At 43.1% G+C, this 14,947-nt stretch carries 8 protein-coding genes and 3 tRNA genes; 1 reads left to right on the top strand and 10 read right to left on the bottom strand.

Features of this window, described 5'->3' with window-relative positions; all coding sequences use genetic code 11:
* Nucleotides 1-57 precede the first annotated feature (57 nt).
* Together deoC and IV73_RS04740 are read right to left on the bottom strand one after the other, a co-directional pair.
* Nucleotides 58-741, bottom strand: a complete 684-nt coding sequence (deoC, locus tag IV73_RS04745; RefSeq protein WP_057755551.1) for a deoxyribose-phosphate aldolase — start codon at nt 739-741, stop codon at nt 58-60.
* A gap of 254 nt (nt 742-995) precedes the next feature.
* The gene (locus tag IV73_RS04740; RefSeq protein ID WP_057755549.1) at nt 996-2,006 is read right to left on the bottom strand and encodes a YeiH family protein; all 1,011 of its coding nucleotides are present in this window, start codon (nt 2,004-2,006) and stop codon (nt 996-998) included.
* A gap of 109 nt (nt 2,007-2,115) precedes the next feature.
* Between IV73_RS04740 and IV73_RS04735 the strand changes: the two genes are divergently transcribed.
* Nucleotides 2,116-2,955: a LysR family transcriptional regulator gene (locus tag IV73_RS04735; RefSeq protein WP_057755547.1), complete on the top strand. Its 840-nt coding sequence runs from the start codon at nt 2,116-2,118 to the stop codon at nt 2,953-2,955.
* A gap of 57 nt (nt 2,956-3,012) precedes the next feature.
* Here the strand turns inward: IV73_RS04735 and rpoC are convergent, their stop codons facing one another.
* The 8 genes from rpoC to IV73_RS04695 all read right to left on the bottom strand — a co-directional run bounded on the left by rpoC (nt 3,013) and on the right by IV73_RS04695 (nt 14,847).
* Entirely contained in the window at nt 3,013-6,657 is a 3,645-nt protein-coding gene (gene rpoC, locus IV73_RS04730; protein WP_057755544.1) for a DNA-directed RNA polymerase subunit beta', read from the bottom strand.
* A 52-nt stretch (nt 6,658-6,709) separates the two neighbouring features.
* Nucleotides 6,710-10,309, bottom strand: coding sequence for a DNA-directed RNA polymerase subunit beta (gene rpoB / locus IV73_RS04725; RefSeq protein WP_476723307.1), 3,600 nt, complete (start codon nt 10,307-10,309; stop codon nt 6,710-6,712).
* A 272-nt stretch (nt 10,310-10,581) separates the two neighbouring features.
* Entirely contained in the window at nt 10,582-13,026 is a 2,445-nt protein-coding gene (locus tag IV73_RS04720) for an ATP-dependent Clp protease ATP-binding subunit (RefSeq protein ID WP_057755539.1), read from the bottom strand.
* Nucleotides 13,023-13,496: a CtsR family transcriptional regulator gene (locus IV73_RS04715; protein ID WP_057755538.1), complete on the bottom strand. Its 474-nt coding sequence runs from the start codon at nt 13,494-13,496 to the stop codon at nt 13,023-13,025. The genes IV73_RS04720 and IV73_RS04715 overlap by 4 nt, the downstream gene beginning before the upstream one ends.
* 333 nt (nt 13,497-13,829) lie before the next feature.
* Nucleotides 13,830-13,903 (bottom strand) — tRNA-Arg (locus IV73_RS04710).
* Between the two features lie 40 nt (nt 13,904-13,943).
* A tRNA-Thr gene (locus IV73_RS04705) sits at nt 13,944-14,016 on the bottom strand.
* A gap of 14 nt (nt 14,017-14,030) precedes the next feature.
* Nucleotides 14,031-14,113, bottom strand: a tRNA-Leu gene (locus IV73_RS04700).
* A gap of 74 nt (nt 14,114-14,187) precedes the next feature.
* A complete protein-coding gene (locus IV73_RS04695; protein WP_057755536.1) occupies nt 14,188-14,847 on the bottom strand; it encodes a hypothetical protein in 660 nt (219 codons plus the stop codon).
* Between the last annotated feature and the right edge of the window lie 100 nt (nt 14,848-14,947).

Raw genomic sequence — 14,947 nt, 5'->3', positions numbered from 1 at the left:
CCCTGTTGGTCACCTTCGTTGTTAATCGTGATATACAATCACAATTTTAAACATTTTTTAGTAATTACTATCTGAGACTTCATCATTCATAATGGCAACTGAAGCTGAAACACCTAGGCGGGTTGCTCCGGCTGCAATCATCGCATCGGCTTCTGCGCGTGAATGGATACCACCTGAGGCCTTCACACCCAAATCAGGGCCTACTGTCTCACGCATCAGCTTAACATCTTCTGCCTTCGCTCCTGAAGTTGAAAAGCCAGTTGAAGTCTTAACAAAGTCAGCGCCACCATTCAATGTATCCTTTGAAGCACGGACAATCTCTTCTTTCGTTAACAAAGCCGTTTCAATAATGACCTTCAAAATGGCGTGCCGATCATGCGCAGCTTTGGCTAATTGCGCAATTTCGTCGGTGACCATGCGATCATTACCACCCTTGAGTTCTCCGATGTTAATCACCATATCAACCTCGGTCGCTCCGTTTTCAATGGCATCAATGGTCTCTGCCACTTTAACTGCCGTTGTATTAGCCCCTAGCGGGAACCCAATCACTGTACATACATTGACCTCTGTATCTTTGAGTTGTTCTGCTCCATAAGCCACCCAATAAGGATTGACGCAGATTGAAGCAAAATCATATTCTTTTGCTTCATCAATAATGGCTTGAATCTGTGCTTGCGTGGCATCAGCCTTCAACAAGGTGTGATCCATGTATTTTGCTAATTCGTGCTTAGTTAATGACATAATAATATCACCTTTCAAAAAATAAAATTATTTTAGGAATGCCCAACTTCCTAGCACTGGTAGTCTCCTCGCCACATCACTACCAACCCGCAGACGTTCGCCAATGTAAACGTTTACAATCATTATTGTAGCACATCTAAAATTAACACTCAATCATTTTCCTAATTTTATAGACAACGTTCTTTTTAGCCTAAATAAAAAGGACATGCCAGAAAACCGCCATGTCCTATCACCTCGCATCAACTGCTAGTTTATTAATAAATCAAATGAATTAAAGTGACTGCCAATCCCACTTGGAAAATAATGGTCACTAACCCATAACCTAAATATTTTACGCCTGATCCAGCAATCGTTTTCCACTTTAAATTCAACCCAATCCCGGCCAAATTCACCACACCAAAGAAACCAGTGACGGCTTTGGCCCCATGTACCGTTGCTTGTGGTAACGTGACCACAGAACTAACGAGCAACAAAATCAAGAATGCATAAATAAACCAAGGTACTAGCTTATACACTTTAATCGGCGGCACGGTTTGGGTTTCACCCAGCGCTTGTTGTTCATGCCTTTGCGCTGAACGCGACATCAATAACACTACCACTGAAAGTAAAATTACGCGCAACATTTTATACAACGTCGCGTAACCAACCACATTAATATTAACCAAAGATGCCGTTCCAATGACTTGCCCCACTGACTGGACGGTTCCCCCAATTAATGCCCCGACTAAAACATCGCTGTGTGGAAAAATTGCTGGCCCTAAAGCTGGCAAGACAAATAAAAGCACAACTCCGGATAACGATACGGTCGCTACCGCTGTCCGCCGTTGATCATCGGAAGCTTTAATTTCCGGAGCGACTGCTGCAATCGCGCTGGATCCACAGACAGCGTTTCCGGATCCCATCAACATCCCCGACTTTCGGTCAACTTTAAATAAGACTTTTCCAATCCACATGACAAAATAAATCGTCATAGTCATCATCAAAACAATGTATAGGATTCCTTGCCAACCTAAGGCTTCGATGGTGGCTAAAGTAACTTCCATTCCCAATAGAGCAATCCCAATTTCAATCGGATATTTTTCGGACCATTTAACTCCCGCAGTTAATTGCGGTTGTGTCAGCAACGTATTCCCTAAAAAAATTCCTAACAATAACGCAATGGCTTCCGCCCCTAAACTCGGAATGTATCGACTCAACCACTCGGCCAAAATTGAAACTAATAAAGTTACGCCAATCCCCAACCACATATTTCGCTTAATTCGCAAGATTCATACCCTTCTTCCTCTTTGATATATATAACTTTAAATCGTTTTTTATAATTAGTAAAATAGATTATAATAATGTTTATCATTAATAATTTTAATGGAGACCAATATGTTTGAACTATTTGAAACTTTTATCACCGTCTATGAAACTAAAAGCTTCACCCGGGCGGCCCAGCATCTCTTTATTTCTCAACCAACCGTCAGCGTGCGCATTCAAAAATTAGAGGGTGAGCTGCAGACCCCTCTTTTTACGCGAGATCAAAATCATCGGGTTCGCCCAACCGAAGCGGCGACCATGTTGTATCCACAAGCTTTAGAATATTTAGCCAATTGGGAACAAGTCCAAATGCAAATTCGCCAACGTTCGCTAGCCAAAACGTCATTTAAAATCGCAGTATCACACAGTGCTGCGACCAGTGTCATGCCTGAAATTTTCAAAAAATTACAACCCTTTTTACCCGAATTAAATCTAACTATTAATATGCAAAATTCCGAAAAAGTTTTCCAATTAGTTGCCGACCACGATATTCATTTTGGCATTATCGAAAAACCAATTCGTGGTGACCTAACGCAAAGCTTCCCCCTCTTTAGTGATGAATTAGTTTTGGCGGGTTACCCAAAGACACAAACCTTTTTCATTCGGGAAGCGGGATCTGGCGTTAGTCACTATACACAACAATTTTTAAAAACAAACCCATTCCCCATTGAACACATTATCCCCATGAATAGTAACGATATGATTATTGCCCACCTCAAAGCCGGACTGGGGGCATCATTAATTTCTAAGCGTTTCGTAACGGATTCCCTCCCCTATCAATATTTATCCGATCAATATCAGCGCATTTTTTACGGTTTAGCGTACCTCGACGAACACGACCCCCTCGTTTTAAAAATCATTGATCTTTTAAAGTACAGCTATCCGTTTCAAAATAATGCAGCAGCTAAATAAGCCAAACAAAAAGGCATGTCCCTGCGGGCATGCCTTTTGTGTTCATTCACTTAACAATTACAATTGCATTGAATTTTCAATATCTGAGATCGAAGGAATACTTGATCCCTCATCTGCTGCAACAATGGGTTCTGCTTCAAGCTTTGGCTTAACTGAGCGATACTCTGGCATTCCGGTTCCAGCTGGAATCAACTTACCAATAATAACGTTCTCCTTCAAACCAACCAATGGATCATTCTTTCCACGAATAGCGGCATCCGTCAAGACACGTGTTGTCTCTTGGAAGGAAGCGGCTGACAAGAATGAATTCGTCTCCAATGAAGCCTTCGTAATTCCCAAAAGCACTGGACGCGCAGTAGCTGGCAAATTACCATTCTTTAACGCATCAACGTTAGCTTCACGGAATTGCGCGATATCCAACAAAGTTCCAGGCAACAAATCAGTATTTCCAGGATCCATGACGCGCACCTTACGCAACATTTGCCGGGCCATAACCTCAATGTGCTTGTCGCCGATTTCAACTCCCTGCATCCGATAAACTTGTTGAACTTGTTCAACGATATAGTTTTCAGTTGCCATCGTATCCCGCACCTTAATGATTTCCTTTGGATCAGCTGACCCTTCAGTAATCGTATTACCACGGTGGATATGATCTCCTTCGGCATACTTCATCCGTGCTGTCATTGGCAAAGTGTAAGACCGAGTATCGGTTTCACCCTTAATAGTAACTTCCTTAGTCCGATCAGCTGGATTTTCTTCAATTGATTCAACAATTCCAGAAACTTCAGAAATAGGCGCTTGCCCCTTAGGGTTACGAGCCTCAAAGATTTCCTGCACACGAGGCAATCCCTGTGTGATATCGTCTCCGGCAACTCCACCAGTGTGGAACGTCCGCATAGTCAATTGAGTACCAGGTTCTCCGATTGATTGAGCAGCAACCGTACCAACGGCTTCTCCAATTTCAACCACATCACCAGTCGCCATGTTGCGACCGTAACAACGCACACAAACTCCGTGCTCAGTGTTACAAGTAAAGGCCGAACGAATGTTAACAGTCTTAATTCCTGCAGCATCAATTGCCTTAGCGATGTCTTCATCGATCATTTGGTTATGTTCAACCAAAACTTCACCAGTTTCAGGATCAACCACCGTCTTTTGAGCGTAACGTCCTAAGACCCGGTCGTACAATGGCTCGATAACTTCATTTCCATTCATAATGGCAGAAACATCCAAACCACGATCAGTACCACAATCATCTTCACGGATAATAACATCTTGAGCCACGTCAACCAAACGACGGGTCAAGTATCCTGAATCGGCAGTCTTCAAGGCTGTGTCGGTCATCCCCTTACGAGCCCCGTGGGTTGAGAAGAACATTTCCAAAACTGACAATCCTTCACGGAAGTTTGCAATAATTGGCAACTCCATGATCTTACCATTAGGCGCAGCCATCAAACCACGCATTCCGGCCAATTGCGTAAAGTTAGAAATGTTTCCACGCGCTCCAGAATCTGACATCATGAAGATATTGTTGTCTGGCTCGAAATGCTCAATTAGCTTTTCAGTAATATCATCCTTGGCCTTATTCCAAATATCAATTACGCGGTTATAACGCTCGTCATCAGTAATCAAACCACGCCGGAATTGCTTTGAAACAGTTGAAACTTTAGCGTGCGCAGCTTCGATAATGGCTGGCTTTTCCTTCAAGTCCGTAACGTCGGCCACTCCAACCGTCAATCCAGACTTAGTTGACTCTTCGTAACCAAGATCTTTCATCCGGTCCAAGAGCAATGACGTCTCAGTAACCTTATAAATCTTGTAGACTTCGGCAATGATATCTGACAAGTATCCCTTCTTAAAGGCGCCATAGATTGGCGTATTTTGCATATACTCATTAATATCTTGACCTGGCTCTAAGAAGAATTTGTCATCAATTTGATGCAAATTATCCTCACTTGGTTCGTTCAAGTATGGGAAGTCGACTGGCAAAATATCATTGAAAATCAACTTACCAACCGTTGTAACCATAATCTTGCTACGTTGGTCATCCGTAAATGGCTTATTAGCATCAAATGATGAAGTTTGCACTCCAACCCGTGTATGCAAGTGAACATACTTATTTTGCAAAGCTGTCCGCGCTTCATTGATGTCTTTGAAAATCATTCCTTCTCCTTCACGACCAGCTTCTTCAGTCGTCAAGTAATAATTTCCAATAACCATGTCCTGTGATGGCGCAACGATTGGCTTTCCATCCTTTGGTGCCAAAATGTGGCCAGCTGCTAACATCAAAAGCCGTGCTTCAGCTTGAGCTTCATCTGAAAGTGGCAAGTGAATGGCCATTTGGTCTCCGTCAAAGTCGGCGTTATAAGCTTCGGTAACCAATGGGTGCAAACGCATCGCTTTACCTGAAACCAAGACTGGTTCAAAAGCCTGAATTCCCAAACGGTGCAATGTTGGGGCACGGTTCAAAAGCACTGGGTGCTCTTTAATTACGTCTTCCAACACGTCCATCACGTCATCATCTTTACGATCAATCTTGCGCTTAGCAGCCCGAATGTTGCCAGCCAATCCACGTGATACCAATTCCTTCATAATGAATGGGCGGAATAATTCCATGGCCATTTGCACAGGCAACCCCATTTGATTCATCTTCAAGAACGGACCAACATCAATAACTGAACGTCCTGAATAATCAACACGCTTTCCAAGCAAGTTTTGACGGAAACGTCCTTGCTTACCCTTCAACATATGTGAAAGAGACTTCAATGGACGATTTCCTGGTCCGGTAACTGGACGTCCACGCCGGCCGTTATCGATCAAGGCATCAACTGCTTCTTGCAGCATCCGCTTTTCGTTTTGCACGATAATTCCAGGCGCATTCAAGTCCAACAAACGCTTCAAACGGTTGTTACGGTTGATAACCCGGCGGTACAAATCATTCAAATCAGACGTGGCGAAACGACCACCTTCCAATTGAACCATGGGTCGCAAATCTGGTGGGATAACTGGAATAACATCCATAACCATCCACTCCGGCTTGTTTCCAGACTTAACAAAGGCTTCAATAATATCCAAACGCCGCACTGCGCGCACACGCTTTTGACCAGTGGCTTCACGCAATTCTGCCTTTAATTGTTCAACTTCACCTTCTAAGTCAGCTTGTTCCAACAAAGTCCGCACCGCTTCAGCTCCCATTTGAGCCTTAAAACGGTTACCAAAAGTAGCCTTGTTTTCACGATATTCACGTTCTGACAACAATTGCTTTGTAACCAATGGTGTATCTCCACCATCTGTTACGACGTAAGATGCAAAGTAGATTACTTCTTCCAATTGCCGTGGTGACATATCAAGCACCAAGCCCATCCGTGAAGGAATTCCCTTAAAATACCAAATGTGTGATACAGGGGCTGCTAATTCGATGTGCCCCATCCGCTCGCGACGAACTTTAGCTGAAGTAACTTCAACTCCACAACGGTCACAGACAATTCCTTTATAACGAATCCGCTTGTATTTTCCACATGCACATTCGTAATCTTTTGTTGGTCCAAAGATTCGCTCATCAAACAGCCCATCTTTTTCAGGCTTTAATGTTCGATAATTGATTGTCTCTGGCTTTTTGACTTCACCGTACGACCAGCTACGAATCTTGTCTGGACTAGCCAAACCGATTTGCATGCTTTCAAACTTATTGACATCAATCAATGTTTTGACCCCTTTCAATCTAGATCCTTATCTTTATAAGTCACGTCTTAAACTATTCTTCAGTTGTGTTAGTGGCTGGGGTATCTGACTTTTTACCATCATCCGCAAAGCCTTGTGCCAACTTTTGTGCTTGTTCAGTTGCAACTTCGATGTTGACAACTGAATCATCTTCATCCATATCGCGCAATTCAATTTCACGCTGATCAGTATCTAAGACCTTCATATCCAAACCAAGTGACTGCAATTCCTTAACCAAGACCCGGAATGACTCTGGCACACCTGGCTTTGGAATTTGTTCACCCTTAACGATAGCTTCATATGTCTTAACACGTCCGATCACGTCGTCGGACTTATACGTTAAGATTTCTTGCAAGGTGTGCGCTGCTCCATAAGCTTCTAACGCCCAAACTTCCATTTCTCCAAAACGCTGTCCTCCAAATTGAGCTTTTCCACCCAAAGGCTGTTGTGTAACCAATGAGTAAGGCCCGATTGAACGTGCGTGAATCTTATCATCAACCATGTGCGCTAGCTTCATGTAGTGCATAATTCCAACTGAAACGCGCTTATCAAAGGCTTCTCCGGTCCGACCATCATACAAAACAGTCTTTCCATCAGCTGGCAAACCAGCTTCCTTAACGGCTTCCCAAATATCTGAGTCACGCGCCCCGTCAAAGACAGGTGATGCGATGTGAAGTCCAAGTTCACGGGCTGCCATTCCAAGATGCAACTCCAAAACTTGTCCGATATTCATACGTGATGGCACACCCATGGGTGACAACATAATATCAATTGGCGTTCCATCTGGCATGTATGGCATGTCTTCAGAAGGAACAATCACTGAAACCGTCCCCTTGTTTCCGTGACGACCGGCCATCTTGTCACCAACTTGAATCTTACGACGTTGGGCAATGTAGACCCGGACCATACGGTTAACACCTGGGGCTAACTCATCCCCATTTTCACGCGTAAAGATCCGCACATCTTGAACGACTCCGCCACCACCATGTGGCACCTTCAAAGATGTATCTCGAACTTCACGAGCCTTTTCACCAAAGATGGCGTGCAACAAACGCTCTTCAGCTGATAATTCAGTCACTCCCTTAGGCGTAACCTTACCAACCAGAATGTCACCATCTTCAACTTCAGCCCCAATCCGAATCGTTCCATCTTCATCCAAATTCTTCAATTGGTCTTCACCAGTATTTGGAATTTCGCGGGTAAATTCTTCAGGGCCAAGCTTTGTATCACGTGCCTCTGATTCATATTCTTCGATGTGAATTGAAGTGTAAACGTCATCACGAATCAAACGTTCGTTAATAATGATGGCATCCTCAAAGTTATATCCTTGCCAAGTCATAAAGGCAATCAATGGGTTTTGTCCCAAGGCTAATTCACCTTGTTCCATTGATGGTCCATCCGCAATCACTTCATCGGCATCAACTTGATCGCCGACGCTGACGATTGGGCGTTGGTTATAGTTCTTTCCGGCATTTGACCGACGGAACTTCATCAACTTGTACTTATCAAGTGAACCATCTTCACGCCGAACCCGAATTTCGCGACCGTCAACGTACTCAACAGTCCCTGGGTGGCTCGCAATCATTGCGACTCCGGCGTCATGGGCAGCCTTGTATTCAATTCCCGTTCCAATCAATGGAGCATGGGGATTGATCAAAGGCACCGCTTGACGTTGCATGTTGGCTCCCATCAAAGCACGATTTGAGTCATCGTTTTCCAAGAATGGAATAGCCGCCGTGGCAACGGCAACAATTTGTTTAGGTGAAACGTCCATGTAATCGACTTGGTCAATGGAAACTTCGATATTTTCATCCCCACGTCGGGCCAAAACTGTATCTGTCGCAAATGAACCATCTTCATTTAAGACTGAGTTTCCTTGCGCAACCGTGAAGTTATCTTCTTCATCCGCTGTTAAGAAGTCAATTCGATCGGTAACCTTATGATCTTCCCATGAAACACGGCGGTATGGAGTTTCAATAAATCCATATTTATTAACTTTCCCATACGTAGCTAATGAATTAATCAATCCAATGTTAGGACCTTCAGGCGTTTCAATTGGATCCATTCGTCCATAGTGCGTATAGTGCACATCTCGAACCTCATATCCGGCCCGGTCACGCGTCAAACCACCAGGTCCCAAGGCCGACAAACGCCGCTTATTCGTCAATTCTCCCAAAGGATTAGTTTGATCCATAAACTGTGAAAGTTGTGATGAACCAAAGAATTCCTTAACTGCCGCAACGACAGGGCGAATATTAATCAATTGTTGTGGCTTAACCGTTTCCGGATCTAACGTCGTCATCCGTTCACGAACAACTCGTTCCATCCGAGTCAAACCAATTCGGAAGGTGTTTTGTAGCAATTCACCCACCCGACGAATCCGCCGGTTTCCAAGGTGATCGATATCATCCACATTTCCAATTCCATATGGCAAGTTCAAGAAATAATTCATTCCGGCGATGATATCGGCGGGTTGAATTGTCCGAACGTCATCAGTAATGTGTCCGTTTGAAATGACGGGCAACGTTTGCTCAGGATCAGTTGGGTCTTGTACCAAAATCGTTTGCAAAATCATTGGAGTTGAAACAACCGCATCATCAGCTGGCGTGTACGTTGCTGTCTTGAAATTAGGATTTTGCAAGTAAGGCTTCAATTGCCCCAAAACTTGCTTATCCACAACTGTTCCCTTGGCTGCAATAACTTCTCCAGTTTCTGGATCAGCTAAAGTCTCACCCAAAGTCAACCCAAGCAACCGGTTTTCCATTGCCAATTTCTTGTTAGCCTTATAACGTCCGACCATGGCAAGATCGTACCGCTTAGGGTCAAAGAAACGTGCTACCAATAAGTTACGAGAAGCATCAACCGTCTTTGGCTCTCCTGGACGCAACTTTTCAAAGATATCCTTTAAGGCTTCTTCAACTCGTGAGTCGTTTAAATCCTTGTGCACATCTTTTTCAAGGGTCAAATTAATTGAATCATATTGATCCCCTAAAATTTGCAAGATTTCATGATCTGATCCATAACCTAGGGCACGCACCAATTCAGTAATTGGTAGCTTACGCGTCCGGTCAATCCGCACGTAGCTCAAGCCCTTTGCATCAGTCTCATATTCCAACCATGCTCCACGAGATGGAATATAAGTAGTTCCATAGCGAGGACGGCCGTTCTTATCATTTTCAACATTATAATAAACACCTGGTGAGCGCACTAATTGTGAAACGATAACTCGTTCGGCACCGTTAATAATAAACGTTCCACTTGGCGTCATCTTAGGGAAATCACCGAAGAAGACTGCATCTTCTTGGATTTCACCAGTTTCATGATTAGTTAACCGTAATGTTACTTCCAAAGGCGCTGAGTAATTTGCATCATGCATGCGCGCCTCTTCTACTGTGTACTTTTCGTCTTTCAACTTATAGTCCACAAATTCCAAGGTTAATTTACCTTGGTAGTCTTCGATTGGCAAAATATCATTAAAAATTTCACTCAACCCTTCATCCATAAACCAATCATACGAATCTTTTTGAATCGCAATCAAATTTGGCAAGTCCAAGACTTCTTTAATTCGCGCATACGAACGCCGAACTCGGTGCTTACCGTACTTAACTAAATGATGTTCTGCCAAGTTTCCCACCTCACTAAAATTTTGGTCACTGTGTACCTGCGAAATATTACATTTTGGTTACAAATTGTGCACTCCGCTCATTTTTAAGCGCAAAAAAGATAATAGCATCCGTTTTCCGTCAAATGCTATTATCTTTGATATCTAGCCATTTAGGGACAATATTTCCTAAACTGCCTTGTTAAATACACAGTTAAACTAATATAAATATACCACTTTATACAAACTTTTTCAATCAAGCCGCATCTAGCAGCCTATCATTCCATGTTATGTGTTTTTAACTATTAATTTTTAAATGTAATTTCACCCTTATGGGCACCAATTGTCACCAATTGGTTTGGTTTAATTTTACCAGCTAAGACCTGCTCACTCAACTCGTCTTCAATCTTAGTTTGCAAAGCGCGCCGCAAAGGTCTTGCTCCATACTCTGGATCAAACCCTTCGTCTGCAATCAAAGCCACCGCTGCCGGCGTAATCTTGATTTGATAATTTTGTTCAGCCATTCGCGCCACTAATTGATCCGCTAAGAGGCGCACAATAGCTTTCACTTCTGGTTTGTCCAAAGCCTTAAAGACCACGACTTCATCCAAACGATTAATAAATTCTGGCTTGAAGGCCTCCTTTAAGGTTTGACGAACCACCTGATTCATACGTTCATAATTATTAACATCATTATTGGCACCAAACCCAACGGTCTTTTCATCACGAAGGCGGGTCGCTCCCAAATTCGAGGTCATAATGATAATCGTGTTTCGAAAATCAATCTTCCGCCCCTTAGCATCGGTCAGATATCCATCATCAAACACTTGTAACATCAAATTATAAATATCAGGGTGTGCCTTTTCCGCTTCGTCTAGCAAAATCACTGAATATGGATGACGTCGAACTTTTTCAGTTAATTGACCGCCTTCTTCAAAGCCGACATACCCGGGCGCAGCTCCTACCAGCCGACTAGTTGAATATGATTCCATGAATTCAGACATATCAACACGAATCATATTATCTTCAGAACCAAATACTGTCTCAGCCAAAGCTTTCGCTAGTTCCGTTTTTCCAACTCCAGTGGGTCCCAAGAACATAAAAGTTCCCATTGGTCGGTTCGGACTTTTCAGTCCAGATCGCGCCCGACGAATCGCGCGGGCAATCGCTGAAACAGCCTCATCTTGACCAATCAAACGCTTATGCAATTCACTTTCCAAATTCAACAAACGCTCTTTTTCGTTTTGCGTCATTTGTTGCACTGGAATTCCCGTTTGCTCCGATAAGACTTCTGCCAAATCTTCTTCTTTAAGCGCAACTGCATACTGATGATCCACTTGTTCATTACGCTGTTTCTCTAACTTTTTCTTTTGTGCTAATTCTTTTTTACGCATTTGTGCAGCCAATTCAAAATCAAAGCTCTCCAAAGCAGCTTCTTTTGCGTTCTTGAAATCTTCAATTTTTTCTTCCAAAGCACTAATTGGTGTTGCCGCAACATGATTTTCAATTTGAACTTTAGCTGCTGCTTCATCTAATAAATCAATCGCCTTATCAGGCAAAAATCGGTCTGGCATATAGCGAACCGACAAGTTCACAGCCGCCGCAACTGCCTCATCACTAATCTGTACTTGATGATGTGCCTCATAACGAGGCTTCAATCCACGCAAAATTTCAATCGCATCAACTTCACTAGGTTCATCAATTTGAACTTTCGCAAAACGCCGCGCCAAAGCAGCATCAGTTTCAATATATTTTTGATATTCGTCTAGCGTTGTTGCCCCGATGACTTGAACTTCACCTCGCGCTAGCGCCGGCTTTAATAAATTGGAAGCATCAATCGCTCCCTCAGCTCCACCGGCCCCAATCAAAGTATGCAATTCGTCAATAAACAAAATCACTTGTCCGTTTTCATGAACTTCTTCTAAAATATTTTTAACCCGATCTTCAAACTCGCCACGGAATTTAGTCCCAGCAACCAAGCGACCCATTTCGAGCATCATCAAACGTTTATGCGCCAAAGATTCAGGAACTTCGCCTGCCACAATCAGCTGCGCTAATCCTTCGGCAATTGCCGTTTTACCAACCCCAGGTTCGCCAACTAGCACCGGATTATTTTTAGTCCGCCGCGCCAAAATTTGTGTCACCCGTTTAACTTCTGGCTCACGCCCAATCACGGGATCCATTAATTCATTGCGGGCTTGGTCCGTCAAATCGCGGGCCAAGCTGTCTAACGTTGGCGTTTCACCTGGTTCGCGCTTTTGTCGCTTAGGACCAAATAGATTTTCTTTTTTACTGTTATCAGGCAATGGGGCTCCCATCATTTGCAAGGTCGCCTGCTTCACATCAGACGGTGTCAAGCCAAGCTCACTAATAATACGCGCTGATAAAATATTTTCATCATCGAGTAAAGCAAACAAGAGATGCTCCGTACCTACTTCTGTCGCTTTTAATTCTGCTGCCTTGGCTTCAGCCTTTTGCATCACAACTAATGCTTTCGGTGAATAATCACGTTCAGCATGCTTATTCCGTGGTGCCATGCCATAGCCAGTCAAATCTTCAATCTCTTCTTGAATATCTCGATCGGTCACATGAAAGCTCAACAAAATTTCTTGACCCGCATTTTTATCATCCGTGGTCATCATCCCAACCATTAGATCCTCAGTTCCAACGACCTGATGCCGAAAATGACGCGCCCACAGTTGAGCCTGGGCTAATACCGCTTGTAATTTATCTGTATATTGTTGACTCATTCTTCGTCCTCCCGCTCTAAATCAAAGCTCAGTTGTTTCAAAGTTTGTCGCATTAAATGCGCCCGTTGTTGCTTTGCTGTCCGATCCGATCCCAAGGCCTCCAAACAGGTTTCCAGCAACCGTACTTCACGTTTGCTAACCCACCCCGTCTGTCGGAGCCATCGTAATAGTATCTGGCACTCTGGCCAACTTAGTTCATCAGATAATTGATTCATTTTATCAACCAAATCCTGAATTTTTTGTTGATCTGGACCAGATTGAATTTTCAGATAGCCACCGTCCCCGCGTTTGGTTGTCACTAGATACCCTTGCTCAGGTTTAAACCGCGTGCGTAGGACATAATTAATCTGCGACGGCACTACATCGAATTTACGGGCCAATTCAATCCGCTGCACTTCTACTAGTGCAGATCGCTTTAAAAGCTGTTTTAAATATGCTTCAATAATATCTGACATATTTTTAGACGCCATTTCGCCCCCCTGCTCCACTTAAATTCAATTATAGTGTAATCTTTGCATCAATTAACCATAATTTTAACTAATTTGATGATAAAAACAACCCACACGTCGTAAATTTTTCATAAATTTGACCTTTCTTGACCATTATCACGAACCCTTAGTTCATACTCTTTAGAAAATTCAACCGGATTGTGCAAAGATTCCAAATATGACCAGCCCCATCCAAGTTTACCGTTTAACGATTGAGCAATAATTCGTCAATTTGTTTTTTTACGTACCATACCAGCCCCATTTAAAAATAAAGCGACAAAAAAGGAGATTGATAATCAATCTCCTTTTTTAGGATGCACCTGGCAGGACTCGAACCTGCAACCTTCTGATTCGTAGTCAGACACTCTATCCAGTTGCGCTACAGGTGCATATTAATATATAAAGGCCTTTAAATACTTATCAAGCCAATGCCGACTACTGGATTCGAACCAGCGACCCCTTCATTACTAGTGAAGTGCTCTGCCAACTGAGCTAAGTCGGCTTGATAGATATTAATGCGGATGACAGGAATCGAACCTGCACGTCACAAGGACACAGGAACCTAAATCCTGCGCGTCTGCCAGTTCCGCCACATCCGCATAGATGTTTTACTAATAACCCGAAACAACTTTTATATCATATCACCCTGCATGGGGTATGTCAACTGATTTTATCAATCAGTCTTAATTTGTTTCAAATTGGTAATCCAAGTATGCGTAGCGGTATCGACATCTTCCATGCCACTCGCATCAGGCACTGTTAAGTATAACACCTTTACCTGCTGCCAATCAACCACTGATTTCAATAAAATGCTATTTTCTAAAGCAGTCAATTGAGCGACGGTCACTTGTTGTAAGCGTTCCGGTTGGTTTTGGAATTGTTGAGCAAACCAATTCCGGGCCAAAAAGCGCCCTAACAACACTGAAAATTGACCCGCATTCAAAGGCATCACCCGTTGAACCTTAACGGTTGGCAAAGCCGGTACTTCTTTATCTAAAAAGCGTTCCAATTTCAGCCACTCTAAATCTATAACATAGAAAAATTGCCATGGTAACCCCCCCAATTCAGCTAAAGTTGCTGGTAACATCTCAGCTAAAACCCAATTGCCAGTTTGAGGACGTTGCGCGAGAAAAATATTTAAAAACCGTTGCATTGTTTCTTCAACGACTGGCACTTGGCGCTGGCTCTGCGTTAGATGATAGCGCACCTGCAAAAATTCAGTAACCTGATCATCCGCTAATTGTTGATCATTACGCGTCTTCATTTGCCGTATTTTAGCCGATTTCTGATTTTTCGTACGTTTAACTTGTGCAAACTTACCTTGTTTAACCATGTTTCCCCACCGCCTTTCAATCCAGAAATTCGCTGTTTTTCAATTATCATTTAATGATACAAAGATACGAAAAAAGCTAGGAACAAGTCCTAGCTTCACT

It is taken from the genome of Weissella kandleri, assembly GCF_001438705.1.
Classification (GTDB): domain Bacteria; phylum Bacillota; class Bacilli; order Lactobacillales; family Lactobacillaceae; genus Weissella; species Weissella kandleri.
Note: the sequence above shows the minus strand (reverse complement) of the source record. Positions and strands in the feature narration are given on the sequence as shown.

What these genes read in the sequence shown, in the direction of transcription:
- IV73_RS04695 (WP_057755536.1), bottom strand. Translation starts at nt 14,847, where the DNA reads ATGGTTAAACAAGGTAAGTTTGCACAAGTTAAACGTACGAAAAATCAG.
- deoC (WP_057755551.1), bottom strand. Translation starts at nt 741, where the DNA reads ATGTCATTAACTAAGCACGAATTAGCAAAATACATGGATCACACCTTG.
- IV73_RS04735 (WP_057755547.1), top strand. Translation starts at nt 2,116, where the DNA reads ATGTTTGAACTATTTGAAACTTTTATCACCGTCTATGAAACTAAAAGC.
- IV73_RS04715 (WP_057755538.1), bottom strand. Translation starts at nt 13,496, where the DNA reads ATGGCGTCTAAAAATATGTCAGATATTATTGAAGCATATTTAAAACAG.
- IV73_RS04720 (WP_057755539.1), bottom strand. Translation starts at nt 13,026, where the DNA reads ATGAGTCAACAATATACAGATAAATTACAAGCGGTATTAGCCCAGGCT.